Source organism: Amycolatopsis suaedae (genome assembly GCF_004214935.1).
Taxonomy (GTDB): Bacteria; Actinomycetota; Actinomycetes; order Mycobacteriales; family Pseudonocardiaceae; genus Amycolatopsis; species Amycolatopsis suaedae.
The window spans coordinates 153100-172150 of the sequence record NZ_SFCC01000017.1 but is presented as its reverse complement, the minus strand read 5'-3'; the positions used below and the strand labels follow the sequence as shown (position 1 = coordinate 172150).

Sequence of the window (19051 nt, the reverse complement as noted above, 5' to 3'; positions counted from 1 at the left end):
GAACAACAATCCCAGGTCAGAGGGCATCTGCGTGTCTACGACACGATCAATTCGTCATCATCGTCGGTGGATCCAGGTCTCACGTAATGAAGGTGGCCTTCACGAGCTAGAAGCCGCCGAAGTCGCCGCCCCCGAAGTCGCCGCCTCCGAAGTCACCACCGCCGAAGTCGCCGCCGGCGTCGCCTCCGGCGTCACCGCCGTCGGCGCCCGCGTCCGCGGCGGCCTCCTCCTGGCCGGCGTTGTAGCCCGACGCCCAGGCGTCGGCGCTGGCGATGCCTGCCATGCCGGAGAACATGGCGCTGAACAACAGCATCGAGCCCAGGCCCCAGGCGCCGGCGACGAGCGCGGGCTTCCACCACGGCTCGCTGTACCAGCCCTGCGGCACCGGGCGTCCGGCGACGCGGCCGCCGGGGTAGTAGTGCGGCGTGTTGGCGCCGGGCTCGGGCGAGGCCTCGTAGTGCTGTCCCTCGACCTCGACCGACCGGTGCTCGGTGACGGCGCCGGCGTTCTCCCGCTCGGGGTCGCGCGGCAGTTCGGGGCCGGGGTCCATGCCCATGGCCAGCCGGGCGGCCCGGACGTAGTACAGGCCCTCGACGGCGGTCTCCTTGACCAGCTTGGCCTGCTCGATGGTCTGGGCCTGCTCCATCTGCGAGCCGGCGGCGGTGTAGCGCTCGGAGGCGTCGGCCAGTGCCTGCTGGGAGGCCGTGTCGGTGCCGACCAGGTTGAGCACCTGGCCGCCGAGGCGCTCCACCAGCCTGCGGGCGTCGGCCTTGGCGTCCTCGAGACGCTGGCGCTTGGCTTTGGCCTGCGTGTTGACGAGGTACGCCGCGCCGCCGACCACGAGGACCAGCAGAACGATCAGAACGATGGCGGTACCCATGCGTGACTCCAGGTTCGGGGGTTCTCGAACCGGACAACGAGAACGTTGTCCGGTTCGTTCCCGTCCCCGGTCACGACCGGGTCACCACGCCCGTCCCACGGTGTAGGCGTCGGTCCAGATGTTCTGCAGGCGGACGACGTCACCGGTCTCCGGCGCGGCCCACATCTTGTTGTCACCGGCGAAGATGCCGACGTGGTAGACGCTGCGGCCGTTGCCGAAGAACACCAGGTCGCCCGGCCGCATGGCGGACTTGTCGATGTGGCCGAGCGCGGCGCGCTGGTCGCGCGACGTGCGGGGCAGCTCGATGCCGACCTGGCGGTGCACGAACTGGGTCAGCCCGGAGCAGTCGAACGCGTCCGGTCCGGTCGCGCCGTAGGAGTACGGCTTGCCCGCCTGGGCGGCGGCCGCGTCGAGCAGCAGCTGGTCGGTCGGCCGCTTGGACTCGACGCTGACCGGGTTCGACGAGGAGGGGTCGTAGAGCCGGTTGCCGCGGAAGGTGATGCGCCACTCGGCGCTCACCGTGACCGTGGCGGGGATGGCGGCGGTTCCCTCGGCGTTGGTGCGCCCGGAGGCGGACACCGACCACGGCTTGTCGGCGGCGGGCCGCCACTCGAGGTCGACCGGCTGGTCGGCCAGCGGGCGGTCACCGAGACCGCTGAGCTTGCCGGTGAAGGTCAGGTCGCTGCCCCACTGAACGGGGGAGGGGGCGGCGGCCATGGTCTGCTGGGTGGAGAAGGCCGCTCCCGCCTGGCCGGGGAACGCGAGCATGGCGCTCGTGGCACAGGCGAGGCAGGCGATGGCGGCGGTCGGGCGCCGCCAATGGGCAGGGGACACCATTTCCTCCAGTGTCGGGGTACTGGATTTCTTTTCTCGTGACGGCGCGGCGGGCCCTTTCCGGCCGTCAATCACGGAACGGTAAACGACCTGGTCAGAAATGTGTCAATTTGCCCAATCGCATGTTCGGGTGACGTAAACAACAAGCCGCTGTCGCGGGGTTGGCGAACTCGCCCAGCTCAGTGCGGGAAAATGGGAAAATCACAACAAAGGTATTCCGGAATTGCCTGTGATGTGGATCATAGGTGTGTGGCGTCGTCCGTCACCCCTTGGTGCGAGCTTGTGTTGACCAAGCACTTTGCAGTACAAAGTGCGAGTAGTTTGTGCTGCAAAGTTGGAGGGTGTGCGATGGCCGACGAGACGCTGTCGCCCGAGCGGTCGCTCGAGGTGATCGAACAGGAACGGGCCGACGTGCGGCGCAAGCTGTCCGCCTCGGTCGGAGTGCTGAACGGGATGTGGGCGGGCCTGTGGTTCGTCAGCTTCCTCGCGTTCCACCTCGCCGGCCGTGGCTGGCCGGGGCCCGTGATTCCGTACTGGGTGGCCGGGGTGATCACGGCTGTGGCGATCGTTGCCGGGGTCGTCGTCTCGGCTGTGCTCGGGGTGCGGTCGGGCAGGGGGCTGCGCGGGCCGTCGGTGCTGTCCGGTGCGCTCTACGGGTGGAGCTGGACGTTGTCCTACGGCGCGCTGGTCGCGGTCAACCTGATGTTGCAGTCGAACGGGCTGCCGAAGGATCTTGTCCCGGTGCTGTGGTCGGGAACGACGATGACGCTGGCCGGTGCGCTGTGCCTGGCCGGCGGCGCCATGTTCCGCGACATCGCCTTCTATGCCGTCGGCGTGGTGTTCCTCGCCTCCGCCGTGGTCAGCGTCCTGGTGGGAATGGATTACCAGGCCCTGGTCCTCGCCGTCGCCGGCCTGCTCGGCTTCGGCTCGCGTGCCGTGGTGTCGGTGAGGAGGGGCTGACGTGGAACTGGATCCGGTGATCCACGCCCAGGCGCGGCTGCGGGTGACCGTGGCGCTGTCGGCTCTGCCCGAAGGGGACTCGATCTCGTTCCCCCGGCTGCAGCAGCTGCTGGACATGACGGCGGGCAACCTGTCCACGCATCTGCGCAAGCTGGAGGACGCGGGTTATGTGGCAGTCACCAAGACCCACGAGCGGCGCACCCCGGTCACCTATCTCGAACTGACGGCCAAGGGGCGGCTGGCGTTCGACGAATACACCGCGAACCTGCGCGAGCTGCTCGGCTCTGGCGGCGAAAACTAGAACACGTTATAGTCCGTGTTCTGGAGGTGTCGACGCGTGAAGTTCACCCTGTCCGTGGCGATGTGCCCACCTGACCAGCTCACCGAACTCGCTGCGGCGGCTGAGGAGTGCGGATTCTCCTCGATCGCCCTGCCCGACTCGCTGTTCTATTCGGAGTCGGTGTCCGCCGACTACCCCTACACCCCGGACGGGAACAGGTTCTGGACCGAGGAGACGCCCTGGGTCGACCCACTGGTCGCCACCGCGGCCATGGGCGCGGTCACCAGCGACATCCGGTTCTACACCTCGGTGCTCAAGCTCGGCTCCCGCAATCCGGTGCTGCTGGCCCGCCAGGTCGGCTCGGCCGCGGTGCTCACCGGTGACCGGTTCGGCCTCGGGCTGGGGGTGGGCTGGTCGCCGGAGGAGTTCCGCTGGTGCGGGGCGCCCTACGAGCGGCGCGGCAAGCGCGTCGACGAGGCCATCGAGGTGCTGCGGCTGATCCTCGACGGCGGGATGGTCGAGTACCACGGCGAGTTCTTCGACTTCGGCAGGCTGCGGATGAGCCCGGCGCCGGCGCGGCGGGTGCCGTTCTACGTCGGTGGGCACACCGAGGTCGCGCTGCGCCGCGCCGCGCGGGTCGGCGACGGCTGGTCGTCGGCGATGATGACGCTGGACGAGCTGCGCGAGACCATCGGGCGGCTGCGCACGCTGCTGGCCGAGTACGGCCGCGCCGACGTGCCGTTCGAGTACCAGGCGGTCTGCGTCGACCGGTTCGGCCTCGACGGCTACCGCGAGCAGGCCGAGGCCGGGGTGACCGACGCGATCACCATGCCGTGGGTCTTCGACGGCCTCGGGTTCGACGCCGACGTCGAGGCGAAGAAGGCGTCGATGAAGAAGTTCGCCGAGGAGATCATCGCCCCGCTGGGAGGCCGTCCGTGACCGTCACCGTGCCGTGGAACCCCGACGAGGAACAGCCGCCTGCCCGGGTCGCGGCCTGGCGCTCGATGAACGCCGTCTCGGCCGGGAACAAGGAGGAATGGCTGGCGCTGTTCGCGCAGGACGGCGTTGTCGAGGACCCGGTCGGCCCGTCCGGCTTCGACCCCGAGGGCACCGGCCACCACGGCCGCGACGGGATCGCGGCCTTCTGGGACAAGGCGATCGCGCAGGTGGAGCGTTTCGAGTTCACCATGCGGGACTCGCACGCGGCCGGCGACGAGGTGGCCAACGTCGGCACGATCACCAGCCACCTGCCCGGCGGGTACGTGGTGGACACCGACGGCGTGTTCGTCTACCGCGTCGGCCCGGACGGCCTGATCCGCTCGATGCGGGCCTTCTGGGAGGTCGACCGCGCCATGGCGACGGCCCGTCAGGTGTAGCGGCCGAAGCACGTGAAGGCCACCTTCATTACGTTCGCGTCAGGGCCCCGGCAAAGTCGAGGCCCGGCGCGATTGCCGTGAGGGCCCCTTTCACGGCATCTGACGCCACCACATCCGCCCTCACCCCGGCGCACCCGCCCCACCGGCCTCGCACACCACAACCACCCCACCAGTCACCACGAACGAGACAACCCAGCAAGCGTCAAGTACGTGAAGGCCACCTTCATTACGTCACACGTAATGAAGGTGGCCTTCACGAGCCTGGGCCGGGCCACGTCTCGCGATCTGGAACCGGCGTCCACATCGTGAGTTCTGCGCTCACGACCGCGAGTTCTGCATTGCGGCCCGCGAATTCTGCGCTCGGGACCACCCGCCTCGCCCTGCCGCACCCCGGACTTTGCCGGGACCCTGACGTCTCACGTGGTGAAGGTGGCCTTCACGTGCTCGTGGCGGCTCGTCAGGCCGGGTACTGGTACGCCGGATAGGTCAGGTAACCGGCGTCGCCGCCCTCGTAGAACGTGGCCTCGTCGACCGGCGCGAGCGGCAGCGCGTTGCGCAGCCGCTCGACGAGGTCGGGGTTGGCGATGAAGGCGCGGCCGAAGCTGATGAGGTCGGCACCCAGCCCGAGCCAGTGGTCGGCCGCGGCCCGGTCGGCCTGCTTCGGTCCCATCGGGACGACCGGGTTCATGATGAGCGTGCCCGGCCAGGCGCGGCGAAGGCCCACCAGCACCTCCTCGTCCGCGGTGGCCTCCAGGTGGACGTAGGCGACCTGGAGGCGGGCCAGCTCGTGCAGCAGCGCGGCGTACAGCTCGGGGACCTCGGTTTCCTCGACGCCCCAGAAGGTTCCGCCCGGCGAGAGGCGGATGCCGGTCCGGTCCGCGCCGACGGCGTCCACGGTCGCGGACACCGCCTCGACGGCGAACCGGATCCGGTTGGCCACCGGGCCGCCGTAGCGGTCCGTGCGCAGGTTCGCGTTCGAGGACAGGAACTGCGAGATCAGGTAACCGTTGGCGCCGTGCAGTTCCACGCCGTCGAAGCCGGCGTCGATGGCGGCTCGGGCGGCCGCGGCGTAGGAGTGGGCGTGCTCGGGGATCTCGGCGGTGTCCAGCGCGCGAGGCATCGGCGCGGGCTGGGGCCCGTTCGGGGTGAACACGTTGCCGACGGCGGGCACGGCCGAGGGACCGACTGGCTGCAGCCCGGTGGTGTCGGGGTGGGACACCCGTCCGCCGTGCATGATCTGCGCGAAGATGCGCCCGCCGTTGGTGTGCACGGCCGCGGTCACCGGTCGCCAGGCGGCGATCTGCTCCTCGGTGTGCAGACCCGGGGTGCCCGGGTTGGACTGGCCGATCAGGCTCGGCTGGACGCCCTCGCTCACCAGCAGCCCGGCCGTCGCCCGCTGGGCGTAGTGGGCCGCCATCGACGGCGTCGCGAGGCCACCGGCCGCGGCCCGCACCCGCGTCATCGGTGCCATCACCACCCGGTTGGGCAGGCGCAGGTCGCCGAGCCGGTAGCCGTCGAAAAGCGTTGTCACGTCAGGCTCCTTCGCGTAGTGGGGTACTGCGGCTACGCTAGAAGCTCACATCGATGTCAGAGGCAAAGCTCTGTGCCGCGGGTCACAGCGGGGAGGACGGATTGCGCATCGGGGAGGTGGCGGCACGAACCGGGGTCAGTGTCCGGTCCCTGCGCTACTACGAGGAACAGGGCCTGCTGAACAGCACCCGCAGCGCCAGCGGCCAGCGCCACTACACGGCCAAGGAGGTGGCGCGGGTGGAGTTCATCCAGCGGATGTACGCCGCCGGCCTGTCCAGCCGCACCATCGCCGAACTCCTGCCGTGCGTCGACTCGCCCAGCGAGGAGAACTCCGACGCCGCGCTGGAACGGATGGTCCAGGAACGGGAGCGGCTGTCCGAGCACATCGCCGACCTCATCCGGACCCGGGACTCGCTCGACGGCCTCATCAGGGCCAACCGCGCGCACCGCGAGGAACTGGCCAGCTGAAGGGGTCTCTCACCGTTGCCTGCCCTCGAAGCACGGGCAGGTGCGGTGGATGAAGTGATCGTCGTACAAGCACACGATGGCCGGTCGCACCGGCGGTTCGTTCGATGACGGTCGGGGTGGACGCCTTGCCGGGCGGCGACGAGGCGCGGGTTCAGCCGTCTTCGCCATCGTGAGCTCCTCGTCAACTGGCCAACATGTCCTTACCAGTTGACCTCATGGCGGGTAACTGGTCAAGACGACCGGACGTGTGGAGAATTGGCCCGATGGTGGACAAAACGAGCGGAGTCCCAGCCTTCCGGCAGGTGGCCGCTGATCTGCGGGGCCGTATCGAAGCCGGCGAGTACGCGCCGGGGACGAAGCTGCCCAGTGAGCGTGAACTGGTCGAGGCCTACGGCGTGTCCCGGCCGACCATCCGCGACGCCGTGAACGTGCTGCGGTCCGAGGGCCTCGTGACCGCCGAGCACGGTCGCGGCGTGTTCGTCCGCCCTCCGGCCATGATCCAGCGCCTGTCGCGGTCACGGCTGTCCCGTGCTGCCCGGGAACGCGACCAGGGCGCGTTTCTCGCCGACGCCGCCGCGAAAGGCTTCACCGCCTCGTCGTCGGTCAAGGTCCGCTTCGAGTCTGCCGACGACCGCGTCGCGGAGACGCTCGCAGTCGACGTTGGCACCGAAGTCACGGTGCGGGACCGGGTTATGCGGGCCAACGGACTGATCGTCCAGCTGGCCGTGTCGCGGCTGCGACGGGAGTTCACCCGCGGCACCGCCGTCGAGGAGGTCGACACCGGCCCTGGTGGCACCTACGCGCGACTGGAGGAGGCCGGGTACGCCATCGGCCACTTCGTCGAGCATGTCGGCGCCCGGATGCCGTCACCGGAGGAGGCGTCGGCTCTTCAGATCGACCAGGGCGTGCCCGTGGTGACCGTTACCCGCGTCGCCTACGGCGAGGACGGCACACCGCTGGAGATGAACGACATGGTGTTGCCCGCGGACCGGTACGAGTTGTCCTACGAGTGGCCCGCCGAGTGATTTGTGGAGCGGGCGACGGGAATCGAACCCGCACCACCAGTTTGGAAGACTGGGGCTCTACCATTGAGCTACGCCCGCATGCACCGGCCGGACCGGCGCGCAGGTAGCTTAGCGGCTGCCGATAGAGTGGGTCACACCCACCCGTCGGGTGGCGTGGTTCCGGGACGTGGCGCAGCTTGGTAGCGCATCCGCTTTGGGAGCGGAGGGTCGCAGGTTCAAATCCTGTCGTCCCGACCGGAGAAGGCCCCTTCGACTCGTCGAAGGGGCCTTCACGCGTTACTTCAGCTTCTCGGCCAGCGACGCCACCGACGTCTGCAGATCGCCGACGGCCTTCTGCAGGTTCTCCAGCATCTTCTGCTGCTCGACCTGCAGCTGCCCGTTGGTCTTGCCGGTCTGGGCGTGTGCCTTGCCCAGGTCGTCGTTGATGGCGTTGACGGTCTTGTAGACCGGGCGCGCACCCGAGTCGCCGCCGCCGTAGAACGCGCCCAGGTACAGGTTGGCCAGCGCGTCCCGCACCGTGAACGGCACGCCGTCGGGCCGCTTGCCCAGCACATCGTCCAGAGCCATGTCGTCTCCTCCTTCTGCCACCGCGGCCTCGGCGCGGAACTTGTTCATGTCGATGGTCTTGCCCTCGGCGTAGCCGGGGTCCCACTTGCCTTTCACGCTGGTCTCGGCATGGGCCCGGACCCGCTGGATGTCGCCGCCGCCGCAGACGTCGGCGACCACCCGCGCCCACACCAGCGCGGCGCGGTACTGCGCGTCCCGCATCGGGGCATCGCCGGGGTAGCAGATCTCCAGGCCCATCACCCTGCGGTTGAACCTCCCGGTGACGGGCAGCGGGCCCATCGACTTGCCGCCGGACGCCCCGGCGTGGTTGGCGACCCCGGCCGCGATGACCGTGAGCGTTCCGTCGACGTTGCCCGCGAAGTTGCACAGCGGGCCGGCCAGCGGATCGCGCCCGCCACGGCCGTCGGCCAGCAGCGCGTAGGCCATGCTGTACGAACCGCCGGTGTGGTGCACCAGCCCGCCGCACCAGTCCGCGGAATCCCCGTTACCGCGGTTCTGCCAGCCCGGCCACTCGTGCACCGTCATCCCGCGCCGGCGCAGCTCGGCCACCACGGCGGCCACGGATCCAGGCATGCCACTCACCTCACAATCTGGGACAGGTCACCGGTGGACCGGTTGACGTCACACAACGGGTTGGGGGCATCCGCCGGAATGCCCGGGACGTTCGGCTGCGGGCCGGAGTGCTGGTGCAGCACCACCCGCGTCGTCAGGTACTTCGGCTTGCCCGGCGTGGCGCCGGTGTACTTGCCGGAGTCGGCGATCCACAGCCAGATGTCCGGATCCATCCACGACTCGCCGCCGACCCACTGGTCCACGAACGACCCCGACGTGTAGATCACCTGCGTGCGCCGCCCGGTGTAGCCACGGACCGCGGCGAGGAACGTCTGGCAGAACTCCTTGCCCGGCGCCTGGTCCTCGTAGTCGAGCACCGGCGGGAGCATCCGCACCGGCCCGGCGACCCGCTGCAGGTGCATGGCGAAATGCAGTGCCTGTACGTCCGGTTTGCCCAGTTCGTGGAAGGCCCGGTGGTAGAACCCCGGCAGCAGGCCGTTGCGCAGGCAGCCGGCCAGGTTGTCGGCGGCGAGCGCGTCGACCTCCTCCAGGCCGCGGGTGAGCCGGATGTAGGCGCCCCGGTATCCGCCGCGGCGCACAGCGGCCCAGTCGATTGTCCCCTGAAGGCTGGACACGTCGAGCAGATCCAGTGGCGTGAACGTCATGGCGTCATCGTCGGGACCGGCCGTCACCGCACCGTCACCTCACCGCGCCGGGTGGGTACCCGGACGAATGCGGACGGTGGTCGCCCGTCGTTCACCCCGGTGGTCTACCTTGGCTCCGCACACGCACACCGGAACCCCGACCGGTCGTGGTGTTAGACACAAGCTGGGTGGCTCGAAATGCGGTTGTTGTCCTGCCGGTTGCCGTCTCTGCTCCTGGCCGCGGTGCTCGCCGTGGCCGGTTGCGACGCGGGTGGCGAACCGGCTCCGGGCAACGACTCGCCGAGGGTGCGGATCGCGTTCGTGCCCAAGGTCGCGGAGATCCCGTACTTCAAGGCCATGGACGTCGGCGGCAGGCAGGCGGCCGAAACCCTCGGTGCGGAGTGGATCTACCGCGGACCGTCCACAGTCGACCCGCCCGCGCAGGTTCAGGTGGTCCGCTCGCTGATCCAGGAACGCGTCGACGTCATCGTGGTCGCCCCCAACGACCCCGCCGCCATCGACACCGTCCTGGCCGAGGCCAGCGGCCAGGGCATCAAGGTGCTCACCACCGACACCGACGCACCCAACTCGGTCCGTGAACTGTTCGTCAACCAGGCCAGCCCGGAGGGTGTCGGGCACACGCTGACCGACGCGCTGATGAACAAGACCGGCGGCACCGGCAAGTACGCGATCGTCTCATGTGGACCGACGGCGGCCAACCTCAACGCGTGGATCGCCGTGCAGCGCGCCTACACCGCCCGCACCTACCCGAACGCGCAGATCGTCGACGTGTCCTACGTCGGTGAGGACCAGCGGGCCGCGACCGCCAAGGCGAAGGAACTGATGGCCGCCCACCCGGATCTCACCGGCCTGGTCGGCGAGTGCACGACGTCCGCGCCCGGGGTCGCGCAGGCCGTGCGGGACACCGGCAACATCGGCAAGGTGTTCACCGTCGGCGTCGGCACGCCGCAGACGATGAAGCCCTACCTGCGCGACGGTTCCGCCGCGGCGGCCGTGCTGTGGGACGTCGAGAACCTCGGCTACCTGACCGCCTGGGCGGCCAACGAGGTCGCCGAGGGCAGGCCGCTGGAGCCGATGAACCGGGTCAGCGCGGAGCTGCCCGCCGTGCGGTACACCGCGATCAACCGCACCCTGCTGCTCGGCGAGCCGTTGCTGATCACCAACGACAACGTCGATCAATTCCCGTACTGAGTGGGCTACTGGGCGAACAAGCCTTCGCAGGTGCGGGCCAGCACGGCGGCGTCCTGCCGGGCCGCGGCGTCCAGCACCGGGTTCTCCGCGAGGGAACGCCACCGCCACAGCGCCTCCTGCGCCTGCGCGGGCCAGTCCTCGCCCAGGCGCGCCACCGGGTCGGCCCCGTCGCCGCCGGCGAGCCGGACCGCCTCCTCGCGCAGCGTCTCCGGCAGTGTGCTGCGCCCGGTCCGCAGCGCCGACAGCAACCGTAGCTCCCGCAGCTCGTGCGCACCGGCCAGCACCGCCTCCAGCTCGACGGCCAGCAGCTCGGCGCCGGGCACGGGCTCGCCCCGCAGCACGACGTCCAGCCCGAGCAGCGCCGCCCGCGCCTTGAGCACGTCCTCCCGCTCGATGAAGTGCAGCGAGATCGCCTCGCGCAGCTCACCGAGCCCGCTGCGCTGCACCAGCTCGGCGGCCAGCGCGGGCTGGGTGGCCGCGCCGCGCCGGACCAGCGTCGTCGCCAGGCGCAGGCCGAACAACCCGAACCGGCCCAGCAGGTGCGCCCGCGCACCGGCGTCCAGCGGCAGCGGCGACTCCGCCCTGGTGAACCGGTCGGCCGACAGCAGCTGCGCCTCCAGCGTCGGACGGTCGACCCTGGCCAGCGCGACCAGCGCGGCGTGCTCCGGCTCGGTCAGCGTCCGGCCCGCGGCCGCCAGCAGCCCGGCCACCGGCAGGACGTCCTGCCCCAGCTCGGACAGCGACGGCTCCCGCCGCCGCCTGCGGGCGATCTGCCGTGCCGAGATCAGTGCGTCCACCCGGCCCGCACCCAGCTCGTCGGCTCTGGCCAGGGCGACCAGCGTGTGCACCGGCAGCCCGCCGCCCAGGGTGTGCGTGTGCAGTGCCCGCAACGGCGCCAGGTCGGCGTCGGCGGGGCGGCGCACCAGGTACACCACCGCGTCGGCGTCGGTCAGCATCCCCTGGGCGGCACGCGGGGTGACGTCGGCAGGCAGCGGCGGCGTGTCCAGCACGACCAGATCACGCAGCGACCGGCTGGGCCAGTCCACCTCGATCCGCTCCACCTGCTCGGCCGGGAGCCCGGTCGTGTCGACCCGCAGCCGCCTGCCTGCCCGCTCGGCGGGCAGCGGACCCGCCCCGTGGGCCAGTGCCCTGGGCTCGGTGCCGCCGCGGTAGCTGACCGGCACCTGCCTGCCGCCGACCTCCAGCGGCGCGACTTCGTCCCCGGCCAGCGCGTTCACCAGCGTCGACCTGCCCACCCCGGCCGCGCCGGCGACGGCCAGCCGCAGCGGCTCGGAGAACCGGGCCAGCTGGCGGTGCAGCCACGCCGTCGCCCTCGGATTGTCCCGGTACAGCTCCAGCGCCCGGTCGTACAGCGCCAGTGTCTGCTCCGCGGTGGTCGGCGGCGTCAAGCGATCAGCCCGCGGGTGCGCTGCTCGGGCAGCCGCACGGCCGCCATTGCCTGCACCCGCTGCCGGATGGCCGCCAGCTCGGCGATGCCGGTCCGGACCGCCTGGGTCCGCCGTGTCCGCTCGGCCGCCTCGGCGTCGATCACCTGCTTGATCGCCTTGGCCGACGCGGTGATCTCGGCCCGCTGCTGCTCGGCGTAGGCGGCGAAGCGGTCCCGGACGGCCCGCTGCAGCAGCCGGGCCGCGTCCTTGCTCTCCTTGCCGTAGGCGAGGAAGAAGTCGTCGACGTGCCGCTGCGCCGCGGTCTTGGCCGTGGCCTGCCTGCGCTTGAGCCGGTTGCCGCGTTCCTCGAACACGCTCTTGGCGCCGAACGCCACACCGGCGCCCAGCGAGATCGGGTTGATCAGCGGCATGCCCGCCACCGTTGTGGCCAGACCGAACATCAGCAGGCCGGTGTAGGACCCGCGCATGCCGACGAAAAGCTTCTGCCCGATGGTGAACCGCTCCACCTTCGGCGTGCGGATCCCGGACGCGTGGTCGTCCGGCGCGTCGGCCACCAGCAGGTCGGGCAGCAGGTCCTTGTGGTCGGGCGCGATCTGCCTGGCGATCTTGCGGGCGATCCAGTCGAACCGCTCCAGCAGCCAGGTGAAGTTGGTCTCCGCGACCGTCGCCAGGTTGTCCCGCAGCCAGTCCTCGAACTCGCCCCAGGTCCGGTTGGGGTCGGCGGCCTCGAAGTACTCGTCGACCTCCCGCAGGATGCGCCTGGTCCGGTCGCGCAGGTCGAACTCCAGGTCGGCGATGAGGTCGGACACCTCGTCGGACAGCATGGTCTGCCAGCGGGCCGAGTCGCGCTGCAACTGCTCCAGCTTGCGGCCTGCCGTGTGCCAGCGCGCCACCGAGTCGCCCTTCGGCTTCTCGGCCGACGCCGCCGCCAGCTCCTCCTGCAGGGGACCGGCCAGCTGCTCGACGGCCATCCCGGCCAGCGCCGCCACCGACCGCCGGTTGAGCACGTCGGCCTGGTCGAGCCAGTCGTGCTTGACCCGGCGCAGCAGTTCCTCGAAGCCCGATTCGGCGTTGAGCTCGCGGTCGCCTGCCTTCGCGGCGGCCAGCCGCAGCGTCGCCGACACCGGGACCACCGGCGCGCCGACGCCCGCCCTGGCCAGGTAGGCCCGGTTGCGCTCGGCCACCGCCCGCCAGCCGGGCACGATGTCGATCTTGGTCAGCGCCACCATCACCGTCGGGCACACTCTGCTCACCTGACCGAGCAGGTCCAGCTCGCTCGCGGAGAACTCGCTGGTCGCGTCGGAGGCGAGCAGCACGGCGTCGGCCCGCAGGATCTCGGTGAAAGTCGCCTTGCCCGGCCGGGCGGCGCCCGACGCCGGGGTGTCCACCAGGACCAGGCCCGCGGACAGCAGCGGGCTGGGCAGCCCGACCTGCGCGCGGACCATCTCCCCGCCCGGGCGCGCGGCCTCCTGGTTGGCGGTCGCGGTCACCTTCTCCACCGCCACCGGCTGGCGGTGCGGGGCCTGGGTGAGTTCGCGGCGTCCGGCGTCCGGGGCGGCGGTGAGCACCGCGGCCGTCGGCGTCTTCGTGTACTCCAGGACGGCGGGGACGGTGGTGGTCGTGTCGTCACCGACGGCGCAGACCGGCGCGTTGACCAGCGCGTTCACCAGCTGGCTCTTGCCCTGGCCCTGCTCGCCGATGACCAGGACACGCAGCTTCGGATCCAGCAGCTGTGCTCTTCGCTCGCGCAGCCGCTGGACAAGATCCGGGGTGCCGTGTGCCGAGCAGACCCGGATGGTGTCGTCCATCAGCGTTAGCCAGGGCGGAGCCATCACCCGGTGGAGTGTGCCGTGTCCGAGTCGATATCGAAAGGTGGACTGGTCGGCATCTCAGGACCGACCAGTCCACCCTTCGTGGCGCGGCTAACGTGGTTGTGGGGCCTGACCAGGTGAAACTCGGTCGAGGGCGGTGGTGACGGTCAGTGCAGCAGCCCGCCGAGGGTGTCGCCGAGATCCGGCAGCCCCGGCTTGTCCGGCAGCAGGCCGCCCAGCGGGCTCTTGTCGATGACGTCGCCCAGCGGGTTGCCCGGCAGCGACGGCGCGTCGCCGGAGTCGGGCAGCGGGTTGAGCACCGGCAGTTCCGGCAGGTCGACCGGCAGCTTCACCGGCAGGTCCGGGACGTCGGCCGGGAGCTCGTTCGGCGTGGGGACGTCGGAGGGCAGCTGGGGCAGCTCGGCGGGCGGTTCCAGCGGCTCGGGCAGCGGCGCGGGCTCCGGGACGACCGGTTCGGGCACCGCGGCCGGGACGTCGATCGCCGGCGCGGCCGGCACGCCGGTCAGGTAGCCGTCCAGCGTCGTGCCGCCGGGCTGGGCGCCGGGCGCCAGCCAGTCGCCGCCGGACGAGGCGAAGCCGGCCAGGGTGCCCGCGGACACCTCGGGGACGGCCTTGGCGTCCAGCGGCTCGGACCCGGCGACGCCTGCCAGCGCCTGCAGCTGCTCGATGGCGTCCGGCGCGGTCGGCAGCGACGTCAGGTCGGGCTCCAGCGAGCCCAGGCCGTCGACCGGGGCGTAGTCCAGCACCAGCGGGACGACCTCCTGGACGTCCTGCGCGGTGACGTCGGGCAGGCCCGCCGCGGCCAGCGCGGTCTCCGGGTCGGCCAGGAATGCCGACCGCGCACCGGCGTCGGTCAGCAGGGTGAGCACGAAGTCGTGCAGTGTCTGGTCGGCCACGGGTTCCAGCGTAGGCATTTTCACCCCGCGCGACATCGGGGCCCTGTCCCTAATCGCGACGCCACTGTCCGCCCGCCCGGTTAGGGGATTAGGGGGTGCCTGACGGATGGCCCCTGCTACGCGCGGCCAGCGCGGCGATCGCCTGCGTTGTCGGCAGGCCCGAGTACGGCCAGTACGAGGGCCTGCCTCCGCCTTGGCGATCACCACGCTGATCCACGCTCGCGACGGACCCACCCGTCAGGCACCCCCTGGGGCTTGCGGGACAATGCCCGTCCGACCACCCTTCCGGGGTCCGCCATTGGCGGGAACAGCTATCGTCCGTACGGATTCGTGCACGGAACGCGACCGCGAGGGAAACCGCATGACTCACGTCCTGGGGATCGACCTCGGGAGCACCCGTACGACCGCCGCCGTGTGCGGGCGGACCGGGCGCGCGTCATGGAGCGCCCCGCGGGTCGCGCCGCTCGACGGCGACGCACGCTGGGTCGAGACCGTGCTGCACCTGGCCGGTGACGGCTCGGTCGTACTCGGCAGGCAGGCCGCCCGGCAGGCCGCGCTCGAACCCGAGTGGGCGGGCCGCGGCTTCACCGACCGGGTCGGCGACCCGGTGCCGCTGCTGCTCGGCGACACCGCCTACACCGGCGAGGTCCTCACCGCGACGCTGGCCGGCTGGGTGGCCGACCAGGTCGCCGCCACCCTCGGCGGCCCCGCCGAGAAGGTCGTGCTCACCTGCCCGCCCGGCTGGGGCCCGCACCGCAGGCGCGCCCTGCACGGGGCGCTGGAGGCCGCCGGCCTGCCCGGCGTCCTGCTGCTGCCCGCGCCGGTGGCCGCCGCCGAGGCACACGACGTCGACAACCCGGGTGAGCCGGGTGAGGTGCTGGTGGTCTGCCGGATCGGCGGGTGCTACGTCGACACCGCCGTCGTCCGGCGGACAGCGGCCGGCTTCGACCTGCTCGCCCACGCCAGGGACGCCGGCGGCATGGCGGGCTCGCGGCTGGACGACCTGCTGGCGGCGCACGTGCTGGCCGGTATCGACGCGGCGCCGCCCGACCCCGACGACCCGGACTCGCGGGCCGCGATGGCCCTGCTGCGTGCCTCCTGCACGCGGGCCAAGGAACGGCTGTCGGTCGCCCCGGACGCGACCGTCGAGCTGCCCGACGGCACCGGTCAGCAGGCCCGGATCACCCGCTCCGACTTCGACCACCTGGCCGCGCCCGTGCTGCGGGCGGCGGTGGCCCGCTGTGCCCGCATCGCCGCGCCGGTCCCGGCGGGCGAGCTGAGCGCGGTGCTGTTGGCCGGCGGCACCGCCCGCGTGCCACTGCTGACGGCGCTGGCCGAGGAGGCGTTCGACGTGCCCGTCGTCGTCGACCCGGACCCGGGCAGCGCGCTGGCCCGCGGCGCGGCCGCCGTCGTCCGGCCCGGCTCGCGCGGCATCGTCCTGAGTGGACACGAGCCCGAGCAGGTCGCGTCCACCACGCTGATCCCGCGCACGCTCGACCCGGTGTCCGACTCCGCCGACGACCTGGGCGTCGGCGTCGCACCGGAACGCCCGCCGGTGGAGATCACGCCGCTGGAGGCGCCGCCGCGGTTCACCCCGCCGTGGCGCAAGCAGGCCGTGGCCGCCCGGAAGGGGGACCGGTCGTGACCGAGCACGTGCTCACCGGCGAACCGGTGCTGGACGCCCCGACCCGGCGCCTGTGCGAGGGCATCGCGGCGGGCCCGCCCGGGGTGACCAGGCTGGCCGTCGTGGCACCCGGCGAGTACGGCAAGACCGCGTTGCTGGACCACCTCGACCGGCTGTGCACCGCGACCGGCGTCGCCGTGGTCCGGGTCGGGCCCGGCAGCGAGCCGGGCCTCCTCGGCGAGGCGGCCCTGGTGCTCGCCGACGACGTGCACACCTACGACGACGCCGCACTGGACCGGCTGGCCGCCCTGGCCGCCGACGAGCGCACCGGCCTGGTCGTGGCGGCCCGGCCCCGGCCGCGGCCCGCCGGGCTGGCCGCCGTCCTGTCCAGGCTGCGCGGGCAGATCGTGCTGCGGCCGTTCGACCGCGCCCAGGTCGCCACCCACCTGGCCGCCCGGCTGGGCACCGTCGGGCAGGGACTGCCGGACTTCGTCCTGGAGCAGACCGGCGGCGTACCGGGACTGGTGCACCGCCTGGCCACCGCGCCGGACCTGACGCCTGACGCCGTGCCGGCGGGTGCGCTGGCCGCCGTCCGGCACGTGATCGACGGCGTCCCGCCGGACGTCCTGCGGCTGCTGCTGGCCGTGGCCGCGGGCGCGGCACCCGACCTGGAGCTGCTGGGCGCCCTGCTCGGCCTGGACACCGCCGAGGTCACCGCCGTCGTCGACACGGCGCGGGCCACCGGGCTGTTCGGTGTGGACGGCGTCCTGCTGCCGCTCACCCGGGCGACGTTGGCCGCGCACGTTCCCCCCGAGCAGCACGCCGAGGTCCGCCAGCGGCTGGCCGGGTTGCTGCTCGACCGTGGCCTGCCGGTGCTCGAGGTCGTCCGGCCGTGGCTGGCCGATCCGGTCGTGCCCGGTGTGGCCAGGGCGTTCGAGGCGGCCGCGGCCGAGGCGCTGGACACCGACCCGGCCCTGGCCGCGCGCCTGCTGGAGGCGGCGGTCGCCGCCGGGCTGCCCGCCGCCGCGCTGGGCGCTCGCCGGGCCGAGGCCGTCGCGCTGGCCGGGGACATGGACACCGCGCTGCGGCTGGCCGACGAGGTCGTCGCCGGCGGGGCGCCCGCGGACCGCGCGCAGGGCGCGGCCGTCGCCGCCGCGGCACTGGCCCACCGCGGGCACCTGGCCCGCAGCGCGGACCTGCTGCGCTGGGCGGGGGAGCACCCGGCGGCGACGTTCGCGCCGATCGCGCTGCTCGGCGTCGGCAGGCTGGAACAGGCCCAGCAGGCCCTGGCCGGCCTGGACCGGCCGGACGCCGGCGGGCAGCCGCCGACGCTGCTGTCCGGCGCGCTGACGTCGGTGGCCCGCGGCATGGTCGAGTCGGTCACCGCGACCGCGACGGCGGCGTTGTCCGGCCTGGTCGGTTCCGCGGAGATCCTCGAACCGCTGAGCCGCTCGGTGGTGCTGCCGGACAGCCCCGCCGCGCTGGGCGCGCTGGTCGCCCTCCACTGCGGTGAACTGACCATCGCCGAACCGTTGCTGGAGCGGGCGCTGGCGGCGGGCACCGGCGGTCCGCCGCTGGCCGCCCGGCACCGGCTGCTGCACGCGTGGGTGGCCATGCTGCGCGGCGACATCGCGCTGGCCTCCGAACGGGCCGCCGAGGCCGGTGAGGTGTCCTCGCCCAGGGACTGGCTGTTCGCCGTGGCGCTGGAGGTGGGGCTGGCCCGCCGGGCCAGTGACCTGCCCGCGCTGCGGGCGGGCTGGGCCAGGGCCGGTGAGGCGGTGGTGCGTCACCCCGTCGACCTGTTCACCCTGCTGCCGTTCGGTGAGCTGGCCATCGCCGCGGCCCGGCTCGGCGACGGCGACCGGCTGGCACCGCATCTCGCCCGGGCAGCTGAATTGCTCGCCGCGCTCGGCGACCCGCCGCTGTGGTCGACGCCGCTGCACTGGAGCGGGCTGCACGCCGCGGTGCTGGCCGAACGTCCCGCCGACGCCGAGCGGGCCGCCGCCGCGCTGGCCGCCAGCGCCGGGCGCGGGCCGTTCTACGCGGCGATGTCGGCGGCCGCGCAGTCGTGGCTCAAGGTGCTCGCCGGTGACGTCGAACCGGCCGAGGTGGAGGCCGCCGCCTACGGCCTGCGTGACGCCGGGCTGTGGTGGGACGGCGCCCGGCTGGCCGGGCAGGCCGCCATCCGCACCGCGGACCGCAAGGCCATGCTCGCGCTGCTGGACTGCGCCCGGCTGCTGCAGGGTCAGTCGGCCGATCCCGCCCCGGCCGCCGTCCCGGCGGGGCCGACCGCGCCGGGCGGCGCCCCGGTGCCGGCGGCCGGGCCGGGCGCGCGGCTGAGCGAGCGGGAGCTGCAGGTGGCCAGGCTGGTCCTGGAGGGCCTGACCTACAAGCAGGTGGGGGCGCGGCTGTTCATCTCGGCCAAGACGGTCGAGCACCACATGGCCCGGATGCGGCACCGCCTCGGCGCGACCAGCCGCGCCGAGCTGCTCACCCAGCTGCGCCAGGCGCTCGGCGGCTGACTCAGTCCAGGCAGAACTCGTTGCCCTCCGGGTCGGCCATGACGATGAAGCCGCCGCTGAGCGGGGGAGCGGGCTCGTGCCGCTCCAGCCGGGTGGCGCCGAGGGCGACCAGCCGCTCGCACTCGGCCTCGAAGGCCGCCATCCGCTCGTCGCCCTCCAGGCCGGGGGCGGCACGGACGTCGAGGTGCACCCGGTTCTTGGCGGACTTGCCCTCCGGGACCCGCTGGAAGAACACGCGCGGCCCGGCGCCGTCCGGGTCGACGATCGCCGAGGCGTCGTTGCGCCGCTCGGGCGGGACGCCCAGCGCGTCCAGCGCCGCGTCCCAGGTGTCGAAGCCGGGCGGCGGGGCGGCCAGCCGGTAGCCGAGCACCTCGGCCCAGAACGCGGACAGTGCGGCCGGATCGGCGCAGTCGAAGGTGATCTGGACGTCGCGGGCCATG

At 72.5% G+C, this 19051-nt stretch carries 17 protein-coding genes, 2 tRNA genes and 1 pseudogene; 10 read left to right on the top strand and 10 right to left on the bottom strand.

What is annotated here, in order from left to right; all coding sequences use genetic code 11:
- Positions 1 to 106: 106 nt before the first annotated feature.
- Positions 107 to 880, bottom strand: coding sequence for a hypothetical protein (locus EWH70_RS29735; protein WP_130478860.1), 774 nt, complete (start codon positions 878 to 880; stop codon positions 107 to 109).
- Between the two features lie 81 nt (positions 881 to 961).
- Positions 962 to 1291: pseudogene (locus tag EWH70_RS36760) on the bottom strand (C40 family peptidase); the annotation flags it as partial.
- A gap of 771 nt (positions 1292 to 2062) precedes the next feature.
- On the opposite strand from EWH70_RS36760, the gene EWH70_RS29725 reads away from it, so the two are divergent.
- The 4 genes from EWH70_RS29725 to EWH70_RS29710 are packed head-to-tail and all read left to right on the top strand — an operon-like array spanning position 2063 to position 4330.
- Positions 2063 to 2674 carry a hypothetical protein gene (locus tag EWH70_RS29725; RefSeq protein WP_130478859.1) on the top strand — a complete coding sequence of 204 codons (612 nt, stop codon included), beginning with the start codon at positions 2063 to 2065 and terminating at the stop codon, positions 2672 to 2674.
- A gap of 1 nt (position 2675) precedes the next feature.
- Positions 2676 to 2975: a transcriptional regulator gene (locus tag EWH70_RS29720; RefSeq protein ID WP_130478858.1), complete on the top strand. Its 300-nt coding sequence runs from the start codon at positions 2676 to 2678 to the stop codon at positions 2973 to 2975.
- A gap of 36 nt (positions 2976 to 3011) precedes the next feature.
- Positions 3012 to 3893: a TIGR03619 family F420-dependent LLM class oxidoreductase gene (locus EWH70_RS29715; RefSeq protein WP_130478857.1), complete on the top strand. Its 882-nt coding sequence runs from the start codon at positions 3012 to 3014 to the stop codon at positions 3891 to 3893.
- Positions 3890 to 4330 (top strand): nuclear transport factor 2 family protein, encoded by a 441-nt coding sequence (locus EWH70_RS29710; protein WP_165436466.1) that lies wholly within the window; start codon positions 3890 to 3892, stop codon positions 4328 to 4330. Before EWH70_RS29715 ends, EWH70_RS29710 begins: the two co-directional genes overlap by 4 nt.
- A 457-nt stretch (positions 4331 to 4787) precedes the next feature.
- Here the strand turns inward: EWH70_RS29710 and EWH70_RS29705 are convergent, their stop codons facing one another.
- Complete coding sequence (locus tag EWH70_RS29705) at positions 4788 to 5861, bottom strand: alkene reductase (protein WP_130478856.1); 1074 nt, start codon at positions 5859 to 5861, stop codon at positions 4788 to 4790.
- A 101-nt stretch (positions 5862 to 5962) separates the two neighbouring features.
- Between EWH70_RS29705 and EWH70_RS29700 the strand changes: the two genes are divergently transcribed.
- Positions 5963 to 6328 carry a MerR family transcriptional regulator gene (locus EWH70_RS29700; RefSeq protein ID WP_130478874.1) on the top strand — a complete coding sequence of 122 codons (366 nt, stop codon included), beginning with the start codon at positions 5963 to 5965 and terminating at the stop codon, positions 6326 to 6328.
- A 263-nt stretch (positions 6329 to 6591) separates the two neighbouring features.
- Positions 6592 to 7353 carry a GntR family transcriptional regulator gene (locus EWH70_RS29695; protein ID WP_130478855.1) on the top strand — a complete coding sequence of 254 codons (762 nt, stop codon included), beginning with the start codon at positions 6592 to 6594 and terminating at the stop codon, positions 7351 to 7353.
- Positions 7354 to 7357: 4 nt separating this feature from the next.
- Here the strand turns inward: EWH70_RS29695 and EWH70_RS29690 are convergent.
- A tRNA-Gly gene (locus EWH70_RS29690) sits at positions 7358 to 7431 on the bottom strand.
- An 82-nt stretch (positions 7432 to 7513) separates the two neighbouring features.
- On the opposite strand from EWH70_RS29690, the gene EWH70_RS29685 reads away from it, so the two are divergent.
- A tRNA-Pro gene (locus EWH70_RS29685) sits at positions 7514 to 7587 on the top strand.
- Positions 7588 to 7629: 42 nt separating this feature from the next.
- Here the strand turns inward: EWH70_RS29685 and EWH70_RS29680 are convergent.
- Positions 7630 to 8493, bottom strand: a complete 864-nt coding sequence (locus tag EWH70_RS29680) for a peptidoglycan recognition protein family protein (protein ID WP_130478854.1) — start codon at positions 8491 to 8493, stop codon at positions 7630 to 7632.
- A gap of 5 nt (positions 8494 to 8498) precedes the next feature.
- Positions 8499 to 9137, bottom strand: a complete 639-nt coding sequence (locus tag EWH70_RS29675; protein WP_130478853.1) for a glycoside hydrolase family 25 protein — start codon at positions 9135 to 9137, stop codon at positions 8499 to 8501.
- A 177-nt stretch (positions 9138 to 9314) separates the two neighbouring features.
- On the opposite strand from EWH70_RS29675, the gene EWH70_RS29670 reads away from it, so the two are divergent.
- Positions 9315 to 10328, top strand: coding sequence for an autoinducer 2 ABC transporter substrate-binding protein (locus EWH70_RS29670; protein WP_130478852.1), 1014 nt, complete (start codon positions 9315 to 9317; stop codon positions 10326 to 10328).
- 5 nt (positions 10329 to 10333) lie between these two features.
- On the opposite strand, the gene EWH70_RS29665 is transcribed toward EWH70_RS29670, so the two are convergent.
- The 3 genes from EWH70_RS29665 to EWH70_RS29655 all read right to left on the bottom strand — a co-directional run bounded on the left by EWH70_RS29665 (position 10334) and on the right by EWH70_RS29655 (position 14465).
- Positions 10334 to 11737, bottom strand: a complete 1404-nt coding sequence (locus tag EWH70_RS29665; RefSeq protein ID WP_130478851.1) for a P-loop NTPase family protein — start codon at positions 11735 to 11737, stop codon at positions 10334 to 10336.
- On the bottom strand, positions 11734 to 13545 hold the full coding sequence (locus EWH70_RS29660) for a dynamin family protein (RefSeq protein ID WP_240687298.1): 1812 nt from the start codon (positions 13543 to 13545) through the stop codon (positions 11734 to 11736). The genes EWH70_RS29665 and EWH70_RS29660 overlap by 4 nt, the downstream gene beginning before the upstream one ends.
- A gap of 170 nt (positions 13546 to 13715) precedes the next feature.
- The gene (locus tag EWH70_RS29655; RefSeq protein ID WP_130478849.1) at positions 13716 to 14465 is read right to left on the bottom strand and encodes an IniB N-terminal domain-containing protein; all 750 of its coding nucleotides are present in this window, start codon (positions 14463 to 14465) and stop codon (positions 13716 to 13718) included.
- A gap of 361 nt (positions 14466 to 14826) precedes the next feature.
- Between EWH70_RS29655 and EWH70_RS29650 the strand changes: the two genes are divergently transcribed.
- Together EWH70_RS29650 and EWH70_RS29645 are read left to right on the top strand one after the other, a co-directional pair.
- Positions 14827 to 16110 carry an Hsp70 family protein gene (locus EWH70_RS29650; protein WP_130478848.1) on the top strand — a complete coding sequence of 428 codons (1284 nt, stop codon included), beginning with the start codon at positions 14827 to 14829 and terminating at the stop codon, positions 16108 to 16110.
- The gene (locus tag EWH70_RS29645; RefSeq protein ID WP_240687297.1) at positions 16107 to 18611 is read left to right on the top strand and encodes a helix-turn-helix domain-containing protein; all 2505 of its coding nucleotides are present in this window, start codon (positions 16107 to 16109) and stop codon (positions 18609 to 18611) included. Before EWH70_RS29650 ends, EWH70_RS29645 begins: the two co-directional genes overlap by 4 nt.
- 1 nt (position 18612) lies before the next feature.
- Here the strand turns inward: EWH70_RS29645 and EWH70_RS29640 are convergent, their stop codons facing one another.
- Positions 18613 to 19050, bottom strand: a complete 438-nt coding sequence (locus EWH70_RS29640; protein ID WP_130478847.1) for a VOC family protein — start codon at positions 19048 to 19050, stop codon at positions 18613 to 18615.
- Position 19051: the final 1 nt, after the last annotated feature.